This window comes from Micromonospora sp. NPDC048040 (assembly GCF_055587185.1).
Map to the genome: position 1 here is coordinate 69102 of NZ_JBVJGT010000025.1, position 21486 is coordinate 90587.

19 protein-coding genes and 2 tRNA genes are annotated in these 21486 nt (G+C 74.0%); 8 read left to right on the forward strand and 13 right to left on the reverse strand.

Going from position 1 to position 21486, the window contains the following annotated elements; translation table 11 throughout:
* Positions 1 to 132 precede the first annotated feature (132 nt).
* Entirely contained in the window at positions 133 to 1464 is a 1332-nt protein-coding gene (locus ACZ6O2_RS22555; RefSeq protein ID WP_466024154.1) for an ABC transporter substrate-binding protein, read from the forward strand.
* 30 nt (positions 1465 to 1494) lie between these two features.
* Here the strand turns inward: ACZ6O2_RS22555 and ACZ6O2_RS22560 are convergent, their stop codons facing one another.
* The 7 genes from ACZ6O2_RS22560 to ACZ6O2_RS22590 all read right to left on the reverse strand — a co-directional run bounded on the left by ACZ6O2_RS22560 (position 1495) and on the right by ACZ6O2_RS22590 (position 8264).
* Positions 1495 to 1743: a hypothetical protein gene (locus ACZ6O2_RS22560; RefSeq protein WP_350703815.1), complete on the reverse strand. Its 249-nt coding sequence runs from the start codon at positions 1741 to 1743 to the stop codon at positions 1495 to 1497.
* Positions 1744 to 1898: 155 nt separating this feature from the next.
* Positions 1899 to 1972, reverse strand: a tRNA-Met gene (locus ACZ6O2_RS22565).
* Between the two features lie 229 nt (positions 1973 to 2201).
* Positions 2202 to 2278, reverse strand: a tRNA-Met gene (locus ACZ6O2_RS22570).
* A gap of 99 nt (positions 2279 to 2377) precedes the next feature.
* Complete coding sequence (locus ACZ6O2_RS22575) at positions 2378 to 3343, reverse strand: hypothetical protein (RefSeq protein WP_466024155.1); 966 nt, start codon at positions 3341 to 3343, stop codon at positions 2378 to 2380.
* Entirely contained in the window at positions 3333 to 3842 is a 510-nt protein-coding gene (locus ACZ6O2_RS22580) for a SigE family RNA polymerase sigma factor (RefSeq protein ID WP_350703819.1), read from the reverse strand. The genes ACZ6O2_RS22575 and ACZ6O2_RS22580 overlap by 11 nt, the downstream gene beginning before the upstream one ends.
* A 164-nt stretch (positions 3843 to 4006) precedes the next feature.
* On the reverse strand, positions 4007 to 7027 hold the full coding sequence (locus tag ACZ6O2_RS22585; protein ID WP_466024156.1) for a UPF0182 family membrane protein: 3021 nt from the start codon (positions 7025 to 7027) through the stop codon (positions 4007 to 4009).
* A 223-nt stretch (positions 7028 to 7250) separates the two neighbouring features.
* The gene (locus ACZ6O2_RS22590; protein ID WP_350703822.1) at positions 7251 to 8264 is read right to left on the reverse strand and encodes a YlbL family protein; all 1014 of its coding nucleotides are present in this window, start codon (positions 8262 to 8264) and stop codon (positions 7251 to 7253) included.
* Positions 8265 to 8377: 113 nt separating this feature from the next.
* Between ACZ6O2_RS22590 and ACZ6O2_RS22595 the strand changes: the two genes are divergently transcribed.
* The gene (locus tag ACZ6O2_RS22595) at positions 8378 to 9676 is read left to right on the forward strand and encodes a zinc-dependent metalloprotease (protein WP_350703824.1); all 1299 of its coding nucleotides are present in this window, start codon (positions 8378 to 8380) and stop codon (positions 9674 to 9676) included.
* Positions 9677 to 9909: 233 nt separating this feature from the next.
* On the opposite strand, the gene ACZ6O2_RS22600 is transcribed toward ACZ6O2_RS22595, so the two are convergent.
* Complete coding sequence (locus ACZ6O2_RS22600) at positions 9910 to 10524, reverse strand: hypothetical protein (RefSeq protein WP_466024157.1); 615 nt, start codon at positions 10522 to 10524, stop codon at positions 9910 to 9912.
* A gap of 128 nt (positions 10525 to 10652) precedes the next feature.
* Positions 10653 to 11183 (reverse strand): M48 metallopeptidase family protein, encoded by a 531-nt coding sequence (locus ACZ6O2_RS22605; RefSeq protein WP_350703827.1) that lies wholly within the window; start codon positions 11181 to 11183, stop codon positions 10653 to 10655.
* 513 nt (positions 11184 to 11696) lie between these two features.
* On the opposite strand from ACZ6O2_RS22605, the gene ACZ6O2_RS22610 reads away from it, so the two are divergent.
* From ACZ6O2_RS22610 to ACZ6O2_RS22620, 3 genes are all read left to right on the forward strand, one after another.
* A complete protein-coding gene (locus tag ACZ6O2_RS22610) occupies positions 11697 to 11864 on the forward strand; it encodes a DUF5679 domain-containing protein (protein ID WP_012014940.1) in 168 nt (55 codons plus the stop codon).
* Between the two features lie 284 nt (positions 11865 to 12148).
* The gene (locus tag ACZ6O2_RS22615) at positions 12149 to 13198 is read left to right on the forward strand and encodes a ubiquitin-activating E1 family protein (RefSeq protein ID WP_466024158.1); all 1050 of its coding nucleotides are present in this window, start codon (positions 12149 to 12151) and stop codon (positions 13196 to 13198) included.
* A 170-nt stretch (positions 13199 to 13368) separates the two neighbouring features.
* The gene (locus tag ACZ6O2_RS22620) at positions 13369 to 14715 is read left to right on the forward strand and encodes an ABC1 kinase family protein (protein WP_350703831.1); all 1347 of its coding nucleotides are present in this window, start codon (positions 13369 to 13371) and stop codon (positions 14713 to 14715) included.
* A 350-nt stretch (positions 14716 to 15065) separates the two neighbouring features.
* On the opposite strand, the gene ACZ6O2_RS22625 is transcribed toward ACZ6O2_RS22620, so the two are convergent.
* From ACZ6O2_RS22625 to ACZ6O2_RS22635, 3 genes are all read right to left on the reverse strand, one after another.
* Positions 15066 to 15431, reverse strand: coding sequence for a WhiB family transcriptional regulator (locus ACZ6O2_RS22625; protein ID WP_350682265.1), 366 nt, complete (start codon positions 15429 to 15431; stop codon positions 15066 to 15068).
* Positions 15432 to 15563: 132 nt separating this feature from the next.
* Entirely contained in the window at positions 15564 to 15821 is a 258-nt protein-coding gene (locus tag ACZ6O2_RS22630; protein ID WP_350703833.1) for a hypothetical protein, read from the reverse strand.
* Between the two features lie 126 nt (positions 15822 to 15947).
* A complete protein-coding gene (locus ACZ6O2_RS22635) occupies positions 15948 to 18107 on the reverse strand; it encodes an ATP-dependent DNA helicase UvrD2 (RefSeq protein WP_466024159.1) in 2160 nt (719 codons plus the stop codon).
* A 92-nt stretch (positions 18108 to 18199) separates the two neighbouring features.
* Here ACZ6O2_RS22635 and ACZ6O2_RS22640 point away from each other — a divergent pair, with 92 nt between their 5' ends.
* Positions 18200 to 18442 carry a mycoredoxin gene (locus ACZ6O2_RS22640; protein WP_350703837.1) on the forward strand — a complete coding sequence of 81 codons (243 nt, stop codon included), beginning with the start codon at positions 18200 to 18202 and terminating at the stop codon, positions 18440 to 18442.
* Positions 18443 to 18547: 105 nt separating this feature from the next.
* Here the strand turns inward: ACZ6O2_RS22640 and ACZ6O2_RS22645 are convergent, their stop codons facing one another.
* Complete coding sequence (locus ACZ6O2_RS22645) at positions 18548 to 19861, reverse strand: MFS transporter (RefSeq protein ID WP_466024160.1); 1314 nt, start codon at positions 19859 to 19861, stop codon at positions 18548 to 18550.
* A 225-nt stretch (positions 19862 to 20086) separates the two neighbouring features.
* On the opposite strand from ACZ6O2_RS22645, the gene ACZ6O2_RS22650 reads away from it, so the two are divergent.
* Positions 20087 to 21067: a helix-turn-helix domain-containing protein gene (locus ACZ6O2_RS22650; RefSeq protein ID WP_350703840.1), complete on the forward strand. Its 981-nt coding sequence runs from the start codon at positions 20087 to 20089 to the stop codon at positions 21065 to 21067.
* A gap of 72 nt (positions 21068 to 21139) precedes the next feature.
* Positions 21140 to 21376, forward strand: a complete 237-nt coding sequence (locus ACZ6O2_RS22655; protein WP_350703842.1) for a DUF397 domain-containing protein — start codon at positions 21140 to 21142, stop codon at positions 21374 to 21376.
* The last annotated feature ends 110 nt before the right edge of the window (positions 21377 to 21486 follow it).

The window sequence follows — 21486 nt, forward strand, 5'->3', positions numbered from 1 at the left end:
TCCGGCGGTGGCGGACGGCATCGATGCCGACGACAGCGGGTGCGGCGGTGTGGCCGGACGGACGTTGACACCCTCCCGCACCGCCTGCGTGAATGATCCGGCCGCCCCGCCCATCCGGTCCCAGGAGACTCCGTGCCCGCTGTCCGCTCCCCGCTGCCCCGTCACGGGGCGGACCCGGGCCGGCGGCGGGTGCTCGCCGCGCTGCTGGGGGCGCCGGTGCTCGCCACCGGCGGGCTCACCGGGTGCAGCGCGGAGCAGGCGGCCCCGACGGAGAGCGGCCCGGTCGAGCTGTCGGTCTTCTGGTACGGCGGACCGAAGCGGGCCGCGCTCACCGAGCGGGTGCTGCGGCTCTACACGGACCGCAACCCCCACGTCGGCTTCCGGATCACCTGGCAGGGCGTCGACGGCTACTACGACCGGCTGGCCACCCAGGCCGCGGGCGGCAACGTGCCCGACCTGATCCAGGTCGACGACAGCATGCTCGCCGAGTACGCCCGCCGCGAGATCGTCCTGGACCTCACCGGGTACGTCGCCGACCACCGGCTGGACCTGCGGAGCCTGCCGCCGGGCCTGGTCCGTTACGGGCAGGTCGACGGGCGGACGGTGGGCGTCGCGGCGGGGCAGACCGCAGCCGCGCTGGTCCACAACCGCACGCTGCTGCGCCGGCTGGGCGTGCCCGAGCCGGGCGACGGGATGACCTGGCCGGAGTACGTCGCCTGGGCGCGGCGGGTCACCCTGGCCAGCGAGGGCCGGGTGGCCGGCACGATGGACGCCTCCGGCGACTATCGCGCCTTCTGGCACTGGCTGCGCGGCCAGGGCGGTGAGTTCTACCGGGGCCGGCAGCTCGGCTTCGACGCCGACGCGCTGGTCGAGTGGTTCGAGCTGTGGCGGCGCGCCCGGTCCGACCGGGCCACCCCGAGTGCCGCCCTGGTCGAGCAGGCCGACAGCGGCGAACCGGCCCGGCAACTGGTGGTCACCGGCGCCGCGGCCACCTCCTTCGCCTGGTCGCACCAGCTTCCGGAGCTCCAGCGGCTCACCGGCGCCGAGCTCGGCCTGGCCGCCCTGCCCGGCCCGCCGGAGGCGCAGTGGGCGCGGGCGTCGATGTTCTGGGCGGGCTTCCGCGGCACGCGGCAGCCCGCCGTGGTGGCGGACGTGATCAACTTCCTGACCGGCAACGGCGAGGTGGGCGCGGTGCTCGGTCACGAACGGGGGCTCAGCCCCAGCCTCGCCGTCCGCCGCTACGTGGAGGGCAGCATCACCGACCCGGCGCAGAAGCGCGCGGCGGCGTTCGGCACCGCGCTGGACGACCGGTTGGGACCGGCGCCCAGCCCGCCACCGCAGGGCCATCCCCGGGTGCGCGCGCTGCTGCTGGAGGCCGCCGAGAGCATCCGCAGCGGGGCGGCCGGCAGCCGGGCGGCGACGTCGCGCTTCATGGCCAGGGCGGAAGCCGCCCTGGCCGGATAGCGGCCGTCCGGCAGGCGCCGACCCGCCGGCTCAGCGCGGCGGGCCGCCGCGCCGGTTGCGCATCATCCGCAGCACCAGGAAGACGATCACGGCGACCACGACGAGGCAGCAGAGCAGGCTGAGGAAGCCGAAGCCGCCACTGCGGCGTCGCCGCGCGGCCTCCACCACCAGCTCACCCGTGCCGGTGGACGCCCAGGCCGCGACGGGCACGAACACCGACAGCACGACGGCACCGAGGACCGCGCTGAGCCGGCCCCACCACTTACCGAAGGAAGACATGCTGACATCCTCGCCGACAACCGCAACCCTGGCACGGCAGTCGGCGGGCAACCCGACCGCAGGATCCGGACCGGCGCGGTCGGGCCCGGAGACGCCGAAAGACCCCGGAAACGCCGGAAGACCCCGGAGATAATCTCCGGGGTCTTCCGCGAGAGTAGCGGGGACAGGATTTGAACCTGCGACCTCTGGGTTATGAGCCCAGCGAGCTACCGAGCTGCTCCACCCCGCGTCGGCTCGTTAACTCTATCGCATCCCTCGCCCCGATGATCAGCGGGCCCCCGATCCCGCCCGGATTCCTTCCCGGGCCGCGCCACCGAGACAGCCGGGACGCGTGACCCGGGGCCCGGGACTGGCTGGGATTTCCGGGTCGCGTACGCCGCCGGCGGCACGGCCCGGAGCCCGGTTCCTGCCGAAAACGCGGAACGGCCCCGAGGATCACCCTCGGGGCCGTTCCGACGTGGTAGCGGGGACAGGATTTGAACCTGCGACCTCTGGGTTATGAGCCCAGCGAGCTACCGAGCTGCTCCACCCCGCGTCGGCTCGTACACCGTATCTCACCACCCCCGGCCACCGCAAAACGACCCCCGAGCGGGGCGGTCCGGGCCGCGCGCCGCCGCCCGGACCGCCGTACGGCTCAACCCAGCCAGTCCTCGATCGCGTCGACCGCCCGCCGGCTGTCGGCGTCGACCTGGGACCGCTCGGCGGAGGTGCCCTCCCAGCCCTGCTCCCAGAGCACGGTCACCACGTCCCCTACCCGGATCGCCCGGATCAGCCGGACCTCCTCGCCGCCCGTCGGCTCGCCCTCGACGTCCCGACCCGGCGTCCGGATCTCGAACAGCACCGAGTCGTCGCCGAATCCGCCGTCGGCCAGCAGCCGCACCCGGGACGTCGACGGGTTGCCGCCGCTCACGCCCGGCTGCTCGGGGCAGGCTCGCACCGCCGCCCGCAGCTCGCGCAGGAAGTCGTCGGCCCGGCCCGGACGGTAGACGGTGACGCTGTGCGCGTAGCTGCCGTCGGGGACGTACCCCTGCGGGGTCTGGGGCAGCTTGTAGGCGAGGTTCCGGGTGCGGCGCTGCACGATCCCGGCGTCGCTGCCGTACTGGGCGTCGCAGAGCCCCGGCAGCGCCGCGGTGTCGCGGAAGACCGGGTCGATGCCCGTCCGGTTCGCGGCCGCCTGGACGAAGAAGGCCCGGTCCGGGACCGAGGTGGGCGTACGCGGCGGCGCGGCGCCGGTGCTCCCCGGCGTCGTCGCGGGCGTGCCCCTCGTCGGGGGCGTGCCCGTCACCGACGGCGCGCCGGTCGGCGTGCCCGTCACCGACGGCGCGCCGGTCGGCGTGCCCGTCGCCGCCGACGACGGAGTGGGCGCCGGCGGTGCCGGGGTGCCGGCGGGCGGCGGGAGGGGGGTGGCGTCCCCGGCCAGCACCAGCCGGGTGCCGGTCGCCAGCCCACCGACCAGCAGTGCCGTCGCGAGCGCGGCACCGGTGATCCGGACCCGGGCCCGCCGGTCCGCGCGCCGTCGCACCTGCTGAGGGGCGGCCAGGGTGCGGCCGTCGGCGTCCCCGGCGAGCGACCGGTAGAGATCGGACAGTTCACGCGACATCGTTCGCCTCCAGATCCTCGACGGACAGGTCGGGCAGCAGCGTGGCCAGCCGGGCCCGCCCCCGCGCCAACCAGGACTTCACGGTGCCGGTGGGCACCTGCGTCTCCCGGGCGATGTCCTGCACCGACATGTCGAAGAGGTAGTGCAGGGCGAGCGCCTGCCGCTGGGCGGCCGGCAGTTGGCGCAGCGCGCCCACCAGCAGCACGCCCTCCTCGCCCGGCGGCGGCACCTGCTCCGGCGGCCCCGTACGGCTCAGCATCGCGCGCCAGCCGCGCAGCCGGCGCCACCGGTCGGTGGCCAGCCGCGCGACCACGAGCCGCAGCCAGGCCTCCGGCGCCGGGTGGGTGGTCAGCCGGCCCCACTGCCGCCAGGCCCGGGCGTACGCCTCCTGCACGAGGTCCTGCGCCTCGGTGTGGTCGCCCACCACGGCGTAGCCGTAGCGCAGCATCCGCCGCGAGGTGCTCCGGTAGAACTCGTCGAAGCTTGTTGCGTCCCTCATCTCCCGACCACGCTCCCCCGGCCGTTCCCGCCTCTTGCAGGGAAGACGGCGTCAGGAGGGGGCGGGTTGCGGGGGTCCGGCCGCCGGTCGGGAAAGCGACAGCGCCCCCGGCGCCGGGGACCGGATCGGTCCGCGGGCCGGGGGCGCTGCGGCGGATTGCCTGGTCAGCCGCTCGGCGTCGGTGTCGGTGCGGCGCTGCCGCTGGCCGCCGGGGACGCCGGCGGGCTGCCGCTGGGCGTGGCACCGGGCGTCGGGGCGGTCGCCGCCCGCTGGGCCTGCTGGAAGGCGGTGAGCGCCTCGTCCAGCGCCTTCAGCGCGCGCCCGTACCGCTCGAAGTCGCCGGACGCCTGCGCGGCCCGGACCTCCGTGATGGCGGTCTGGACCCGGTCGGCCGCCTCGGCCAACTCACCGGTCAGCGCGGGCGGGGTGCCGCCCGGCGGGGTGCCGCCGGTCGGTGGCGGCGCGCCCGGGGTGGCGGCCTGCTTGCCCTGCTCGACGAGCTGCTTGATGCCGTCGGCGACGCTGTTGGCCAGCACCACGTAGGAGCCGCCGTCGCCGTAGGACATCAGCACCCGCTGCAACAGCGGCGGCGCGTTCTGCGCGGCGGTCTTCACGTAGACCGGCTCGACGTAGAGCATGCCGTCGCCGAACGGCAGGGAGAGCAGGTTGCCGTACTGCACCTGCGCCTGCGCGGACTGGAGCAGGTTGAGCTGCTGCCGGATGTTGCCGTTCTGGGTCATCGACTGGTGCACCTGTACCGGCCCGGAGACCCGGGTCTGGTCGGGCAGGTCGAGCACCTCGAGCTTCGGCTGCCCGTCCACGTACGACCCGGAGATCAGCGCGGCGAGGTTCTCCCGGCCGTTCGGGGTGACCGCCGAGGTGAGCTGGAAGCGTGGCGACTCCTGGCCGGGGAACTGCGTGAACAGGTAGTACGGCGGCTGCTTCTGGCCGGTGTCGGGGGCGTCCGGCACGTTCGGCACCTGCCAGAAGTCCTGCGCCGAGTAGAAGTCGCCGGGGTCGGTCACGTGGAACCGGGTCAGCAGGTTGCGCTGCACCTTGAACAGGTCGGACGGGTAGCGGAAGTGCTCGGCCAGTTCCACCGGGGTCTCCGACTTCGGCACCACCAGGTCGCCGCCGAACGCCTTGTTCCACGCCTTGAGCACCGGGTCGGTCTCGTCGAACTCGTAGAGCCGGACGGTGCCGTCGTACGCGTCGACGGTGGCCTTGACCGAGTTGCGGATGTAGTTGACGTTCTCCCGGGCGAGCTGGAACGTGCCCCGCCCCGTCAGCTCGTCGGCCGTCTGCTCCTGGAGGTTGATCCGCTCGGCGTACGGGTAGGTCGCCGCCGTGGTGTAGCCGTCGATGATCCACTGGATCCGGCCGTCCACCACCGCCGGGTACGGGTCGCCGTCCAGGGTCAGGAACGGGGCGACCTTCTCCACCCGGTCGCGCGGGTTGCGCACGTAGAGCAGCTTCGAGTTGTCGTTGACCGCGTCGGAGAGCAGGAAGTTCGACTCCTGCTCCTTGATCGCGTAGAGCAGCCGGCGGGTGAACGAGCCGATCTCGACGCCGCCCTCACCGGTGTAGGTGTAGGACTCGCCACCCTCGCCGACGGGGCGGTCGAACTCCGCCTTCCGCTCCGGGTCGGTCTGGCCGACGATCGCGTAGTCGCCCTCGTCCATCCGCTCGCCGTAGTAGATCCGGGGCTGCTTCGCCGGGATCTGCTCGGTCTGCGCGGCGCACTGCTCGTTCGTCTGCGCCTGGCCCTGTTGCTGCTTCTGCTGTTCCTGGGGGTCGCCGAGGAAGCCGGAGACGAAGAACGGCTGGCCGCCGCAGACCACCCGGCTGCCCGGCGCCGCCACGAGGCCGTAGCCGTGGGTGTAGACGGTGTGCCGGTTGATCCAGGTGTTCTGCTGGGGGGTGAGCTGCCGGTAGTTGACCTCGCGGAGGCCGACCACGTAGTCCTGCACCTTGCCGTTGACCGCGTACCGGTCGACGTCCAGCTTCTCGCCGAAGTCGTAGAACTGCCGGACCTGCTGGCGCTGGGTGTAGGTCTCCGAGACCAGTTGCGGGTCGAGCAGCCGGATGTTCGGCACCACGGAGGTGTCCGTGGCCAGGCTCGCCGGCGGGGTCAGGTTGTTCGCCGCGTACGGCGTGGTGGTCACCGACTCCAGCCCGAACGCCGCCCGGGTGGCCTTGATGCTGCGATCGATGTAGGGCGCCTCCTTCTCCTTGGCGCTCGGCTTGACCTCGAAGGTCTGCACCGCCCAGGGGTAGATGCCGCCGATGGCGACCGCGGAGACGCCGAGCAGGGCGAGCGAGATGCCGGGCCAGACCAGGTTCCGCATCCACGCGTTGGAGAAGACGATGATCGCGATGGCCACCACGATGGAGATGTACGCGAGGATCTCCTTGGCCGGCAGCAGCGCGTTGACGTCGGCGTAGCCGGCGCCGTAGACGTTGGCGCCGTCGTTGTACTCCAGCAGCATCGCCCGCCGGTCCAGCACGTACGCGATGGCCTTGAGCAGGACGAAGACCGCGACCAGCGTGCTCAGGTGGGCCCGGGCGGCGTTGGTCATCCGGTCGCCGACGCCCTGGAGCCGGACGCCGCCGAAGATGTAGTGCACGGCCAGCGCGCCGACCACGGACAGCACCACCGCGGTGAAGCCGACCCCGAGCAGGTAGCGCCAGAACGGCAACTGGAAGACGTAGAAGCCGATGTCCACCCCGAACTCCGGGTCCTCGACGCCGAAGTCCCCGCCGTTGCGGAAGAGCAGCCACTGGTTCCACCGGCTCTGCGCCGACAGCCCGGCGAAGAGGCCGACCACGCCGGCGACCAGCGCGATCCACAGGCCGAGCCGGGGGCTCAGCAGCATCCGGTAGCGCTCGAGGGTGGCCTGCTCCGGCGAGTGCGGCCGCATCCGGGGGCGCAGCCGGTGGGCCAGCCAGAGGTTCCCGCCGACGATCACGGCCATGCCGAGGCCGACGGCGAGGAAGAGCAGCAACCGGGTCGCCAGCACGCCGGTGAAGACCTGCGTGTAGCGGACCTCGTCGAACCACAGCCAGTCCGTCCACGCCTGGACACCCCAGCCGAGCAGGGTGAAGAGCACGAACACCCCGACCAGCACACCGATCGTGACGCGTCCGCGTCGGCTCATCCTCGGCAGGGGGCTGCTGCTACGCATGACCACTGTTGGCTCCGCACGCTCGATGTGATCGGCTCCGACCAGGCACCCAGAGTACGGGGTGTTCCTGAACGTGTCGGTCCAAGGTCACGTGGCGACCACGCGGAGCCGCCCCGCGCCGGCCGACGGCGCTCGTCGCGGCGACCGGGTGCGCACCTGATCGGCGCGCGCTCCCCGACGCGACGGGGTCGGCGGCGGCGGCGGAACCGGCCGCGTGCGGCGGTCAGCAGCGGGTCGGCTGTCCGCCGGCGCGCAGCGTCTCCAGGGCGGTCAGCGCCTCGTCCAGCGAGCCGACCCGCAGCAGCGGCAGCCCGGGCTGCGGGTTGCGGACGGCCTCGGCGCAGTTGTCCGCCGGCACCAGGAACGCCACCGCGCCGGCCTCCTTCGCGCCCACCAGCTTCTGCGCGATGCCGCCGATGGGACCGACCCGCCCGGCGTCGTCGATGGTGCCGGTGCCGGCGATGATCTTCCCGCCGGTCAGGTCCTCCGGGGTCAGCTTGTCCACGATGCCGAGGGCGAACATCAGGCCGGCGCTCGGCCCGCCGATGTCCTCCAGGTCGATGTTGAGGGTGAACGGGTGCGGCTGCTGCTGCTCGATCTCGATGCCGATGCGGGGCCGGCCGTCCTGCTCCCGACTGGTCACCTTCGCCGTGGCGGCGGCGCCGCCCCGGGTGTAGCCGATCTCCAGCGCGGTCCCGGCGGGCTTGGCCCGGACCAGCTCGGTGAGCCGGGCGGCAAGCGGCACCGGCTGCCCGTCCACCGAGGTCACCACGTCGCCGGGCTTGAGCACGCCGGCGGCCGGGCCGTCGGCGGCCACGGTCTTGACCACCACCTGGACCGGGTACCCCAGCTCGCTCAGCGCCGCGGTCTCCGCGCTGGTCTGCGAGACCTTGAAGTCCTCGGCGTTGCGCTCGTCGACCTCCTCGCGGCTCTCCCCGGGCGGGTAGACCAGCTCGCGCGGCACGACCGCCTCGTCGTCGGAGAACCAGCCCTGGATCGCCGAGCGCAGCTTGACCGTGGGCTGCACCCCGACCGTGGTCAACCGGAGCTGCCCGGCGGACGTGGAGGTCTCCCGGCCGCTGATCTGGATGACCTCCTTGCCGTTCTCCTTGCCCAGCGTGTTCACGGTCGGCCCGGGGCCGAGCACCACGTACGGGATGGGCGCGCCGAGCACGCCGATGCTGAGCAGGGTGGTGAGCAGAGCACCGAGCAGGACGGTCACGCCACGACGTCTCATGCGGCAGAGCGTACCGACCGGGGTGGGACGCCCCGGCGGGCGAACCACGACTTCGCCCTCAGCGGAACGCCAGCGGCGGCGACCTGGGGCGCGGCGCGCGTACCGTAGACGTCGTGCCTGATATTCCGTTCGGTTTCGCGCTCCCGGGTGGGCAACCACCAGACCCCAACGATCCCGCGCAGATGCAGCAGTTCATGTCGCAGTTGCAGCACCTGCTCTCCGCGTCGGGCAGCGGGCCGGTCAACTGGGACCTGGCCCGGCAGGTGGCCGCCAGCCAGCTCGCCGCCGCCGGTGACCCGGCGGTCTCGCCCTACGAGCGCAACGCGGTGGAGGAGGCGCTGCGGCTCGCCGACCTCTGGCTGGAGCCGGCGTCCGCCCTGCCCTCGGGCATCCAGACCTCGGTGGCCTGGAACCGCAACGAGTGGATCTTCAAGACCCTCGACGTCTGGCGCAAGCTCTGCGACCCGGTGGCCAGCCGGATGGTCGGCGCGATGGGCGACCTGGTGCCGCCGGAGGCGCGCGCCCAGCTCGGCCCGATGCAGTCCATGGTCGCCACCCTCGGCGGCGCGCTCTTCGGCGGCCAGCTCGGCCAGGCGCTCGGCTCGCTCGCCGCGGAGGTGCTCTCCGCCGGCGACATCGGGCTGCCGCTCGGCCCGGCCGGCACGGCCGCGCTGATCCCCGCCAACATCCGGGCGTACGGCGAGGGCCTGGAGCTGCCGGAGGACGAGGTCCGCCTCTACGTGGCCCTGCGCGAGGCCGCCCACCAGCGGCTCTTCCAGCACGTGCCGTGGCTGCGCGGGCACGTGCTCAGCGCCGTGGAGATGTACGCCGCGGGCATCCGGGTCAACCGGGAGGCGATCGAGGAGGCGATGGGGCGGGTCGACCCGACCGACCCGGAGTCGATGCAGGCGATCGCGCTGGAGGGCATCTTCACCCCGGAGGACAGCCCGGCGCAGAAGGCGTCCCTGGCCCGGCTGGAGACCGCCCTGGCCCTGGTGGAGGGCTGGGTCTGCCACGTGGTGGACAGCGCGGCCGGCGGCCGGCTGCCCAGCGTGGTCAGCCTGGGCGAGGCGTTCCGGCGGCGCCGGGCGGCCGGTGGCCCGGCCGAGCAGACCTTCGCGGCCCTCGTCGGCCTGGAACTGCGCCCGCGCCGGCTGCGCGAGGCGGCGGCGCTCTGGGCGGCACTCACCGAGCACCGGGGCATCGCCGGCCGGGACGCCCTCTGGGGCCACCCCGACCTGCTTCCCTCGGACGCCGACTTCGCCGACCCGGTGGCCTTCGCGATGGCCCAGTTCGACCTCAGCGAGCTGGAGAGCTTCGACTTCAGCGCGCCGGGCGGCCCGGAGGAGAAGGCCCCGGGCGAGCCGGAGCAGCGCCCGGACGACACCGAGGGCGGCGACGCCCGCCCCTGACCCCGTAACCACCGACGGGTGCCGCCCGACCCGCCCGGGTCGGGCGGCACCGCACGGTCAGCGCCGCCCGCGCGGTGCCGTGGCCCCTCGTCGCAATGCGGCCGTGGTCCCTCGTCGCAGTGCGGCCGTGGCCCCTCGTCGCGGTGGCCAAGGTGCGTCCGATCGGCGCCCCTCGCGCGGTCCGGTCCCGGCCTCTCGCCACGGTGCGGTCGCGCGCGGCTCCTGCGGTGCCGTCAGCGGGGCCGACCGCTGCCGGAGAGCAGCGCGCGGGTGGTCTCCCAGCCCTCCACGGCCGGGTCGAGGAAGGCCAGGTCGGCCGGTCCGCGCAGGCGACGCCACGCCGGGGTGACCGCCAGGTCGCCGGGGCGCGGCGCCGCCGCGCGCACGGCCGCGGGCCGCGTGGTGTCCAGGTCCAGCGGCGGCAGCCACGTCGGCACGGGCAGCCGCGCGGCCACGCCGAGCAGCCCCGGTCCGTCGCCCTCGACCGGCGCGACCGCCACCGGTCGGGTGGTGAGCGGGCGGAGCAGCTTGCCGATGGTCAGGCCCGGCACGTCGGGGGCGTCCCCGGCGACCACCGCCACCTGGTCGTACCCGGTGCCGGCGAGGGCGGCGAAGACGGCGTTCGGGGTCGGCTCGGGCACCTCGTGGACGGCCGTGTCCGGCCAGACCACCGCGTCGGCCAGCCAGCGATCCTCCGGCGTGACGGCGACCGCCGTCTCGACCTCGTTGAGCGTGGCGAACAGGTCGACCACGTCCTCGGCGAGCGCGGCCCGCCAGTCCACCGGGTCGATGCCGGGCGGCGACCAGGTCACCGGTCCGAACAACGCCACCACCACACGTCGGGCCACCCCGCGACACTAGCCCGTCGCCCGGTGACGAGCGACGGCGCGGGATGCGCAGGCGCGGGAGCCGGCCGACGGGGCACCGACGGCGCGGGCGGAGCAGGTCGGCCCGGCGACGGCGCGGGCGTCGGGTGTCAGTCGGCCAGCGGGGCGCCGGCGACCGCGGCGACGCCCTCCAGATAGCCGCGCGCCCGCTCGGTCTTCGGGTAGCGCGCGACGAGCGCCCAGAACCGGGCGTTGTGGCTGGGCACGATGAGGTGCGCGAGCTCGTGCAGGAGCACGTAGTCGATCACCCAGTCCGGCATGTCCTGGACCCGGTGCGAGATGCGGATCGTGCCGTCGGCGGGGGTGCAGGACCCCCAGCGGCCGTTCTGGTTGGTCACCCAGCGGACGCTCGTCGGCACCGCCTGCGCGCCGTGCTCGGCCAGATAGAGCCTGATCAGTCGGGTGGCCCGGGCGAGCAGTTCGGCGTCGGACCGGGCGAGTCGCCCCTCCCGGGCAGCCAGCCGGGCGAGCATCCGGTCGACCCACTCGCTCTCCTCGGCCCGGGAGAACTGGTCCGGAATGAGGACGACGACCCGCTCACCGTCGCGGTACGCGGACACCGTCCGTCGCCGGCGCTGGCTGCGCCGCACTTCGACGACCGGCTTGCGCGCCCCTGCCATCAGCAGACCGCGCAGCCTCGGATTCCTGCCACGAAGGAAAGCTAATGCGTACTGACCAGGGGTCCGCAAGAGTCAACACGACGACACGCGCCCGGAAAATGATGATTGGTCGGCAGAGTCCCGAAAAAACTTTGAACGGGTGGCCGGGAATCGCCGTCGTCACCCTTCGTGGCGACCGACGACGGGCGGGCGCCGACGCACCACAACCGTAGGTGATCACCCGGCCGGGCGCAGCTCGGGGCCCCCGCACGGGGGCTTTCGACCGGGTTCGGTCGGCGTGTCCCCGCCAAACTGACTTATCAGACGTAATTCGCCATGCACACTCTCGACGTCGACTTGCTCACAGTGGCGAAGCACAGCTGACATGGAACCGCCCAGACCTGGGTAGGGTCCGCGCACCAGCGGTCACGACGGTGGCTGCGGGAGAACGACCCAGCGCCGGCGCCCGCGTGGCCCGCCGCCGGGCAACCCGCCGGGACGGCATCGGCCGGCGGACGAGACGAGGAGGGCACCGTGGCCGACCAGGCCCAGACCTACAACGGTTACTGCGTCAAGTGCAAGGAGAAGCGGGACTTCGAGGGACGCGTCGAGGTCTCGAAGACCGGGATGAACATGGCCAAGGGCAAGTGTCCGGTGTGCGGCACAACAGTGAACCGCATCCTGGGCAAGGCGAAGGTCTGACCCGTACGGGAGCTTCGGAGGGGGTGGCCGCCGGCCACCCCCTCCGGCGTCCCCGCGCCCGGTCCGGGTCGCGGGCCACCACCCGAACGGCCCGGCCCGAGCTCTGCCCGGCGCCGGTCGCGCGCCGCCACGCTCCCCCACCCGTCGCTACTGTCGGCTCGCCGACATGGTTACCGGCCGGTTGTGGATATCGCGGAATGTCCTGTGGACAGCGCTGGACAGGGACCCGCACACCTGTGGACAACGATCGACGGACAGCACGGACGCGGTCACGATTCGTTGTCATGCGTCGAGCCCCGCTCCCCCGCCCCACGCTGCTGCCCGGCCTCACCCGCCTCTGGCGGGACCGGCACACCCTCCAGCTCGGCGTCGAGCCGGGCCGCGCCGTCCTGCTGGAGATCGCCGATCCCCGGGCGGCCCGGCTGCTCGACCTGCTCGACGGCACCCGCAGCGAGCGGCTGGTGCTGGAGCAGGCCGTCACCGCCGAGGTGGCGCCCGACGCGGCCCGCACCCTGCTCGACGCGCTGCGGGCCGCGGGCCTGGTCGTACCCGCGCACACGCTGCTGCCGAGGGACCTGGCCGGGCCGTCCCGGGCCCGGCTCGCCGCCGAGGCCGGGGCGCTGGCGCTGGTCGCCGCCCGGCTGCCCGGCACGCCCGCCCAGGTGCTACGCCGCCGGCTGGCCGCCCGGGTCGTGGTCAGCGGGGCCGGCCGCCTCGGCGCCCCGATCGCGCTCGCCCTGGCCCAGGCCGGGGTCGGGCACGTGCACCCGGACCTGACCGGCCCGGTCCGCCCGGCGGACCTGGTCGGCACCGGGATCCCGGCCGCCGCGATCGGCCGCCCGCTGGCCCCGGCGGTACGCGCCGCCGTCGAGCACGCCGCCCCGGGCACGGGCACGGGTCCGCTCCGGCCCGGTCGGGCCGACCTGGTCGTCCTGCTCGGCGCGGACCGCCCGGCCGCCCTGCTCGCCGCCGCGCACGCCCGGCGCCGCCAGCCGCACCTGCTGGTCGCCCTCCGGGAGGGCGTGCCCGTGGTCGGCCCGCTCGTCCGCCCGCCCGCCGGCCCCTGCCTGAACTGCCTCGACCTGCACCGGACGGACCTCGACCCGGACTGGCCGGCGCTGGCCGCCCAGCTCGCCGGCGGCGCGGAGCAGGCGTGCGCCACCGCGACCCTCCTCGCGGCCGCGGCGTACGCGGCGGCGGAGGCACTCGCCCAGCTCGACGGGAGCGCCCCGGAGACGCTCGGCTGCGCGGTGGAGATCGCCGGGCCCGGCCGGTTCCGCCGCCGGGTGTGGCCCCCGCACCCCTCCTGCGTCTGCGCGCGGGGACGCCGGTGACCGCCGCCGGTGACCCGCCCCGGCGGACACCGGTGGCCCGCGCGGGGACGCGGCGACGGCCGTCCCGTGGGCCCCCGGGCCCGGTCGGCGGGCCCCCGAAGGGCGGGGTCCATCCACCCAGCCCGGCGGCAGAGCAGCCGCAGGCCCCCCGCGTCGGTAACAATGACCGGGTGACCGACATCCCGCGCCGGGCCGTGTCCCGGACCGCCAAGCTCGCCGCTCTGCCGCTCGGCTTCGCCGGTCGGACCGTTCTGGGCATGGGTAAGCGCGTCACCGGGCTCGCCTCCGACGTGATCTCCGCCGAGATCCAGCAGCGCACCGCCGAGCAGCTGTTCAGCGTGCTGGGGCAGCTCAAGGGCGGTGCCATGAAGTTCGGCCAGGCGCTGTCGGTCTTCGAGGCCGCCCTGCCCGAGGAGATCGCCGCCCCCTACCGGCAGGCGCTGACCAAGCTCCAGGAGGCCGCGCCGCCGCTGCCGGCGGCCAGCGTGCACAAGGTGCTCACCGAGCAGCTCGGCCCGGACTGGCGGGACCGGTTCGTGGAGTTCGACGACGCGCCGGCCGCCGCGGCCAGCATCGGCCAGGTGCACCGGGCGGTGTGGCGGGAGCCGGGCTACGGCCCGTCGGGTGCGCCGCACAGCCGCGAGGTCGCCGTGAAGATCCAGTACCCGGGCGCGGGCGACGCCCTGCTCGCCGACCTCAAGCAGCTCTCCCGGCTGGGCGGGATGTTCCGGGCGATCCAGCCCGGGCTGGACGTCAAGCCGCTCCTGGTCGAGCTGCGGGAACGGATCACCGAGGAACTCGACTACGAGCTGGAGGCCGAGTCGCAGCGCGCCTTCGCCGCCGCGTACGCCGACGACCCGGAGATCTACGTCCCGGCGGTGGTCTCCGCGTCGCCCCGGGTCCTGGTCACCGAGTGGGTCGAGGGCACCCCGCTGGCGGACATCATCCGCGAGGGCACCGAGGAGCAGCGCGACGAGGCCGGCCGGTTGATGGCCATCCTGCACCTGTCCGCGCCGCAGCGGGCCGGGCTGCTGCACGCCGACCCGCACCCGGGCAACTTCCGGCTGCTGGCGGACGGGCGGCTCGGCGTGATCGACTTCGGCGCGGTCGCCCGGATGCCGGAGGGCACTCCCGAGCCGATCGGCCGGATCGCCGCGTTGGCCCTGCGGGGCGACGCCGACGAGGTGGTGGCGGGCCTGCGGTCCGAGGGCTTCATCGCCTCGACCGAGGAGATCGACGCCCAGGCGGTGCTCGACTTCCTCCGCCCGATGCTGGAGCCCATCGCCGCCGAGGAGTTCCGGTTCAGCCGGGCCTGGCTGCGCGCCGAGGCGACCCGGCTGGCCAGCCCCCGCTCCCCCGCGTACCAACTGAGCCGGCAGCTCAACCTGCCGCCGTCGTACCTGCTCATCCACCGGGTGACGCTCGGGTCGATCGGCGTGCTCTGCCAGTTGGAGGCGAAGGCGCCCTACCGGGGCATCCTGGAGCGCTGGCTGCCGGGCTTCGCCCCGGTCCCCTGACCGGTCGCCGCGACGCGACAATGCCCGACACGCGCCGGAGGACGACGGACGGAACGCGCCGAGGGGCGGTGGCCGAACCGGCCACCGCCCCTCGGGCATCAGTGTGGATCTAGAGAACGCCCAGGTCGCGCGCCGATCGGTTACGGCTGCTCATGGCGACGGTGCGGGCGGAACGGGTTGCCTCAGTGCTCGTGGTGGTACGACCGGCCTGAGGCCGGCGCATTCGAGCCCGGGACAACGCTTCGTGAAGTAGTTGCATTTCGGCGACTCCGTTAAGAACGTTCAGCATGGTGGTCAGCTCTCTCGTCGCCGGTGCGAGACCGGCGTGGGTGGGACGGATCGGGTTCATGTCAGGCTGCCAGCCGGACCGCGTTGCGCGACTCGGACAGCCCACTGGCCGCCAGCCGCGCCTCGGCCTCGACCCGGAGCGCCGCGTCGCGGGCGAGGTCCTCCTTGCGCGGGCGACCACGGGGCCGCTTACGCGGGACGACCGCGCCACGCTCGAAGATCTCGCCGCCCCAGACGCCCCAGGGCTCGGCCCGCTCCACCGCGCCGGCCAGGCACTCGACGCGCAGCGGGCAGTCCCCGCAGAGCGACTTGGCCAGCTCGAGCTCGGCGGGCGAGTCGGAGAACCACAGGTCGGGGTCGAACTTCCGGCAGGGCAGGTTCGCCTCCACCTCGACGCTCACGTCGAGCGGGGCCAACGCCAGACTCATCGCCCGGTCACCTCTCTCTCGTTTTCGATCTCGTGGATCGCACTTCCGACGTACTTGACGGGCAAAAAAACTGAGGCCGCGGATCCCGGTAGCGGGTTCCGCGGCCTCGAGGTGAGCCGGTGGTCTGATGGATCAGACTGGTCTACCTCGAGGTGGAACTCCGCGAACGTCCATGCGCTTGTTGGCGACATCGACGCCCTTGCCCGTGAAGCCACTGGTCCCCTGGATTCCGGTCGGCGCGGGAGCGAGGATCAGCTCGGCCTGAGCCTCGACCTGGTGCACCTGCGGAACCGACGGTCGCGTGGCGGCGTGGGCCACCCGGACAGCCGACAGCGGAACGACGGCAGCGGGCAGCGCCGCCGGACGCTCGTTGATGTAGAAGATCTCCATTGGTGCCACCTCCCTGACGTTCTCTCGTGCCGACACGGTCTCGACCCCTCGTGAGCAGCCCGAATGGCGCCGCTCGCGAGGTGTGCCATGAGGCTATTCCTCGCCCGGGGGCGAGGGCAAACGAATTTACGACGAGATTTCGAAGTTTTTCTCCGGGCAGACGTCGTCGACCGCCGCGCCCGCCACCAGCGCCAGCACCGCCTCCCCGTAGAGGCCGAGCTTGCGCGGCCCGATTCCGGCGATCGCGATCAGTTCCTCCGCCCGGGCGGGACGCCGCTCGGCCAGCGCGACCAGCGTGGCGTCGGTGAAGACCACATAGGCCGGAACCCGCTGCCCGCCGGCCACCCGCTGGCGCCACTCGCGCAGCCGTTCGTGCAGCTCGTCGTCGATGTCGGAGGGGCAGGTGGGGCAGCGGCCGAGCTTGCGGTCCGGCCCGGCGAGCAGGGTGGCGCCGCAGATCCGGCAGGACACGATCTGGGTCCGTCGCCGCTCCGGCCGCCGCCCCGGGCCGGCGCCGGCCCGCTCCGTGCCGCCCGAGCGGTCCAGCTGCGGCAGGAACCGCGACGGCCGCCGGGCCCGCCCACCCGGCGAACGGGCCGAGGCGTACGACAGCCACAGCCACTCCCGCGCCCGGGTGATGCCGACGTAGAGCAGCCGGCGTTCCTCCTCGACCTGCTCGACGGTCTTGGCGTACGTGGTGGGCAGGGTGCCCTCGGAGAGGCCGACCAGGAAGACCGCGTCCCACTCCAGCCCCTTCGCCGAGTGCAGCGACGCCAGGGTCACCCCGTCGACGGTCGGCACGTGCTGGGCGGCGGCCCGCCGGGCCAGCTCGTCGTTGAAGTCGGCCAGGGTGACCGGGCGCTCGACGGAGGCGGCCGGCCCGATCGGCAGCACCTCCGGGGTGGCCGCGTACTCCTCGGCGAGCTGGACCAGCGCGGCGAGCGCCTCCCACCGCTCGCGGGCGGCGCCACCGGCCGGGGCGGCGTCGGGGGCCCAGCCGACCGCCGCGAGCGCCTCGACCACGGCGGCCGGCAGCGGGGTCTCCCCCGGGATCGCGCGGGTGGCGGCCCGCAGCGCGACCATCGCCTGCCGGACCTCGGCCCGCTCGAAGAACCGCTCCGCTCCCTGCACCACGTACGGCACCCGCGCCTCGGTCAGCGCCTTCTCGTACGCCTCGGACTGCGCGTTGGTCCGGAACAGCACGGCGATCTCCTTCGCCGGGGTGCCGGCGTCGACCAGCGCGCGGCAGCGGGCGGCGACCGCGTTGGCCTCGGCCGGCTCGTCGGTGAAGATCCGCAGCTCCGGTTCGGGGCCGGGCGGGCGCTGGCCGACCAGCTCCAGCCGCAGCCGCGCCTCGGCGCCCCGCGCCTGCGAGATCACCGCGTTGGCCAGCCCGACGACCTGCGGGGTGGAGCGGTAGTCGCGGACCAGCCGGACCACCGTCGCCCCGCGGTACCGGCGCGGGAAGTCGACCAGGTAGGACGACGTGGCCCCGGTGAACGAGTAGATCGTCTGGCTGGCGTCGCCGACCACGGTCAGGTCGTCCCGGCCGCCCAGCCACGCCTCCAGCAGCCGCTGCTGGAGCGGGTTGACGTCCTGGTACTCGTCGACCACGAAGTGCCGGTACTGGGCGCGGACCTGCTCGGCGACGTCCCGGTGCTCCTCGATCCCCCAGACCGCGGCACGCAGCATGTCCTCGAAGTCGATCACGCCGTTGGACCGCTTGAGGCGCTCGTACGCGGCGAAGACGTCGGCGACCTTCGCCGGCTCGTGCGGGGTGTCCCGCAGCGCCTTCGCCGCCGCGACGACGTACTCACCCGGCTCCACCAGCGACGACTTGGCCCACTCGATCTCACCGGCCAGGTCCCGGGCCGCCGCCCGGTCGGCGCGCAGGCCGGCCTTGGCCGCGGCGATGGTGACCAGCCGGACCTTGCTGTCCAGCAGCTCGGGCATGGCCCGCCCCTCCAGCAGCCGGGGCGCGAAGTAGCGCACCTGACGCAGCGCCGCCGCGTGGAAGGTCCGCGCCTGCACCCCCGGCACGCCGAGCACGGCGAGCCGGCTCCGCATCTCGGCGGCGGCCCGGGCGGTGAAGGTCACCGCCAGCACGTGCCGGGCCGAGATCTCCCCGGACAGCGCCCGGTGGGCGATCCGGGAGGTGACGGCCCGGGTCTTGCCGGTGCCGGCGCCGGCCAGGATGCAGACGGGGCCGGCGGGGGCGGTCACCGCCGACCGCTGCTCCGGATCCAGACCGGCGAGCACGCGTTCGGACGCTGAGTGAACCACCACAGCGAGGAATTGTCTCAGCTCCGCCGGGCGTTGCAGCGGTTAGCCTGGGCTTGATCGGCAAGCCGCCGGGCGGACCGTTGGAGGATCTGACCATGCTGACGCTGTATTCCACCCCCTGGTGCGGCTACTGCCACCGGCTGAAGTCGCAGCTCGACCGGGAGGGCATCGGGTACGAGGTGGTCGACATCGAGCAGGACCCGAAGGCCGCGGAGTTCGTGATGAGCGTCAACGGCGGCAACCAGACCGTCCCGACGCTGCGCTTCGCCGACGGCAGCGCCCTGACCAACCCCTCGATCACGCAGGTCAAGCAGCACCTGGCCGGCCTGTCCGCCTGACCTGGCGCACCACCCGCCGACGAGCGGCCGGCCCGGACGGGCCGGCCGCTCGTCGCGTCCGGCGGCCCGGGCGGCCGGACGCGGGGGCGACCCCGCCGGGAGCCGTCACCGCCCCCGCCGCGGGCGGCCCGTGCCGACGACCTCCTGCCCTGCGGGGGCGAGCCGGTCGGCCGGGGCGAGCCCGTCGGCGGGACCGGGCCGGTCGGCCGGGCGTCGCGGGGCGGGGATCCGGGCCACCGGCGGGGGGCTGAGGGTGCGGCCGTGCCAGAGGTAGCCGCCGGCGAGCAGGGTGGCCAGGCCGATCAGGGCGAAGAGCAGGCGGTAGTCCAGCGCCCCGACGAGCAGCGCCCCGGCGCCGATGGAGAACGCCTGCGGGCCGCTCACCACGGCCTCCGAGGCCGCGGCGACCCGGCCGAGCAACCCGGGCGGGGTGCGTCGCTGGATGAGCGTGTGCAGGCCGACCATGGTCAGCGGCAACGACACCCCGGCCAGCAGCACCGCGACGAAGCCGAGCCAGAGGTTCGGGTACGTCAGCGCCAGCGAGGCCGGCCCGAAGAACGCCACCCCGGCGGCGAGCGTGCCCACCTCGCCCGCCCGGCGCACCACCGCCGGGGAGAGCAGCCCCCCGACCAGCCCGCCGACCCCCTGCACGGTGACCAGCACGCCGACGAACGCGGCGTCCCGGCCGAGACCCCGGTCGACGTACGCGAAGATCAACGACTCGCTGAAACCCATCGCCAGCGAGCCCAGCCCGTAGCCGAACAGCGCCCGGCGCAGCGCCGGCTCCCGGGCCAGGTGTCGCAGCCCGGCGCCCACCTCCGCGAGCCAGCGCGACCCGGGCCCGGCGGGCGGTGACTCCGTCGTCCGCAGCGCCCCGACCACGGCTGCGGCGGACAGGAACCCGACCATCCCGATCGCGGCCAGCATCCACCCGCCGACGGCGGCGTAGAGGCCGGCGCCGGCCAGCGGGCCGATCAGCCGCAGCCCCTGGCGTACGGTCTGGAGCACGCCGTTGGCCTCGGCCAGCAGGTCCAGCGGCACGAGCTGCCGGATCAGGCCGCTGAGCGCGGCGCTGAGCGTGATGTACGACAGGCCGTACAGGGCCGCCACCGCGTAGATGATCCACACGTCGGCCCGGTCGTGGACGGCTAACAGCGGGGTGAGCAGCACCGCCGTCACCAGGTTCGCCGCCACGAAGAACGGGCGGCGCGGGTAGCGGTCGACGAACCATCCGACCAGCGGGGCCAGTGTCATCGGCGCGATGACCGCGAAGATGGTGGCTCCGGCCAGCCCGTCCGACCCGGTCAGGTCCTTCACCCAGATGGCGAGGGCGAGCAGCAGGATCGACTCGGCGGCCATGCTGGCGAGCAGGCCGCCGAAGAGCAGGCGGAAATCCGGGCGGCGCAGGACGGTGCGCATGGGTCCCTCCGGCGGGGTGGTGCGCGTCTCGACGCGGTCGGGAGTCGCACGGCCGGGTCGGGACGGCGTCGGACCGGCCGCCACGCCCTTCCACGGTCCTCTTTTCTGCGAGACACGCCCCCGCCGGGACCTCCGGCGGGGGTTGCGCCGTCCATACTGACCGTGGGGGGCGAACTTCATACAGTTACCGTCGCGTCTGTGGCGGTCCACGGAAAAGAGGACGTCGTGCCTCCTGCCTCACCCAGCCCGATCCTGCGCCGTCGCAGGTTGGGCACCGAACTGCGCCGGTTGCGCGAGGCCAGCGGTCTCACCGGGGACCAGGTCATCGAGCGGATCGGCTGGGCCTCCGCGTCCAAGTTGTCCCGCCTGGAGAACGGCCGCAGCCGTCCGGATCCCGACGACGTCCGCGTCCTGCTCGACCTCTACGGCGCCGAGCGGGCGCTGCGCGAGGAACTCCTCGGCATCACCCAGGAGGCCGGCGACATCCGCGGTTGGCTGAAGAACTACCCGGTGATGACCCAGCAGCAGCGCAGCTTCGCCGAGCTGGAGGCGGGCTGCGCGGAGATCTCCGAGTACAACCCGGTCCTGGTCCCGGGCCTGCTCCAGACGCCGGGCTACGCGTCGGTGCGGATCGCCTCGGCCCGCCAGGTCGACGAGGAGGCGGGCGACCCGGAGGCCGGGGAGGACATCGACACCGAGGTGCAAGCCCGGCTGGCCCGCCAGTCGCTGCTGACCCGCACGCCCGACGCACCCCGCTACACGGCGGTGCTGGAGGAGGCGGCGCTCGGCGTCCGGACCGCGCCGCCCGAGGTGCTGCGCGAGCAGTTGGGGCAGCTCTGCGAGCTGGCGATGCTGCCGAACATCACGCTGCACGTGCTGCCCCGCGACACCCGGATCGCCAACTGGTACCTCCCGCCGACGGCGTTCTCCGTATACCGCTTCGCGGACCCCCTCGATCCGGAGACGCTGGCCATCGAAGGGGGGTTCACCGACGTCATGTCGACCGAGGTAAACGCGCTAAATCGCTATAAAGTGGTGTTCGAGTGGTTATGCACGGCGGCGCTCTCCGCATCGGACACCCTCTCCTGGCTGATCGAGGCGACGGGACGGCTGCCCGGCACGGCGACCGCGTCCACGGTGGCGTACGGGTCGGCAACGGCGCCGACCCAACGCCGCCGGCACTCCGGGCGCCTGACGGAACGGTGATCACGGGGGGCCACCGTCGGGTCGTGCGACGCCACTCGTTCCATCGGTGCAGTTCACCTCAGGAGTGAGACCATGAACCAGATCCGCAACACGCCGTCCGTCCGCGCGCGGCTCGCCGACGCCCCGTGGCGCAAGAGCACGCGCAGCCAGACCTCGAACTGCGTCGAGGTCGCGCCACTGGGGACGGGGCCGGCCGCGGTGGCCCTGCGGGACAGCAAGGACCAGGGCGGCCCGGTGCTGCTGTTCAACCGGGCGGGCTGGCTGGGCTTCATCGCCGGCGCCAAGAACGGACAGTTCGATCTGAACTGATCCGCCGACCGTCGCGGGGGGGGGGGGGGGGGGGGGGGGGGGGGGGGGGGGGGGTGGGGGGGGGGTCTTTTTTTTGGTTAGTTCGCCGCTCGGGGTGAGGGCGCACCCTC

What these genes read in the sequence shown, in the direction of transcription:
- ACZ6O2_RS22640 (WP_350703837.1), top strand. Translation starts at nt 18,200, where the DNA reads ATGCTGACGCTGTATTCCACCCCCTGGTGCGGCTACTGCCACCGGCTG.
- ACZ6O2_RS22655 (WP_350703842.1), top strand. Translation starts at nt 21,140, where the DNA reads ATGAACCAGATCCGCAACACGCCGTCCGTCCGCGCGCGGCTCGCCGAC.
- ACZ6O2_RS22575 (WP_466024155.1), bottom strand. Translation starts at nt 3,343, where the DNA reads ATGTCGCGTGAACTGTCCGATCTCTACCGGTCGCTCGCCGGGGACGCC.
- ACZ6O2_RS22605 (WP_350703827.1), bottom strand. Translation starts at nt 11,183, where the DNA reads ATGGCAGGGGCGCGCAAGCCGGTCGTCGAAGTGCGGCGCAGCCAGCGC.
- ACZ6O2_RS22645 (WP_466024160.1), bottom strand. Translation starts at nt 19,861, where the DNA reads ATGCGCACCGTCCTGCGCCGCCCGGATTTCCGCCTGCTCTTCGGCGGC.
- ACZ6O2_RS22590 (WP_350703822.1), bottom strand. Translation starts at nt 8,264, where the DNA reads ATGAGACGTCGTGGCGTGACCGTCCTGCTCGGTGCTCTGCTCACCACC.
- ACZ6O2_RS22615 (WP_466024158.1), top strand. Translation starts at nt 12,149, where the DNA reads ATGCGTCGAGCCCCGCTCCCCCGCCCCACGCTGCTGCCCGGCCTCACC.
- ACZ6O2_RS22625 (WP_350682265.1), bottom strand. Translation starts at nt 15,431, where the DNA reads ATGAGTCTGGCGTTGGCCCCGCTCGACGTGAGCGTCGAGGTGGAGGCG.
- ACZ6O2_RS22630 (WP_350703833.1), bottom strand. Translation starts at nt 15,821, where the DNA reads ATGGAGATCTTCTACATCAACGAGCGTCCGGCGGCGCTGCCCGCTGCC.
- ACZ6O2_RS22585 (WP_466024156.1), bottom strand. Translation starts at nt 7,027, where the DNA reads ATGCGTAGCAGCAGCCCCCTGCCGAGGATGAGCCGACGCGGACGCGTC.
- ACZ6O2_RS22580 (WP_350703819.1), bottom strand. Translation starts at nt 3,842, where the DNA reads ATGAGGGACGCAACAAGCTTCGACGAGTTCTACCGGAGCACCTCGCGG.
- ACZ6O2_RS22560 (WP_350703815.1), bottom strand. Translation starts at nt 1,743, where the DNA reads ATGTCTTCCTTCGGTAAGTGGTGGGGCCGGCTCAGCGCGGTCCTCGGT.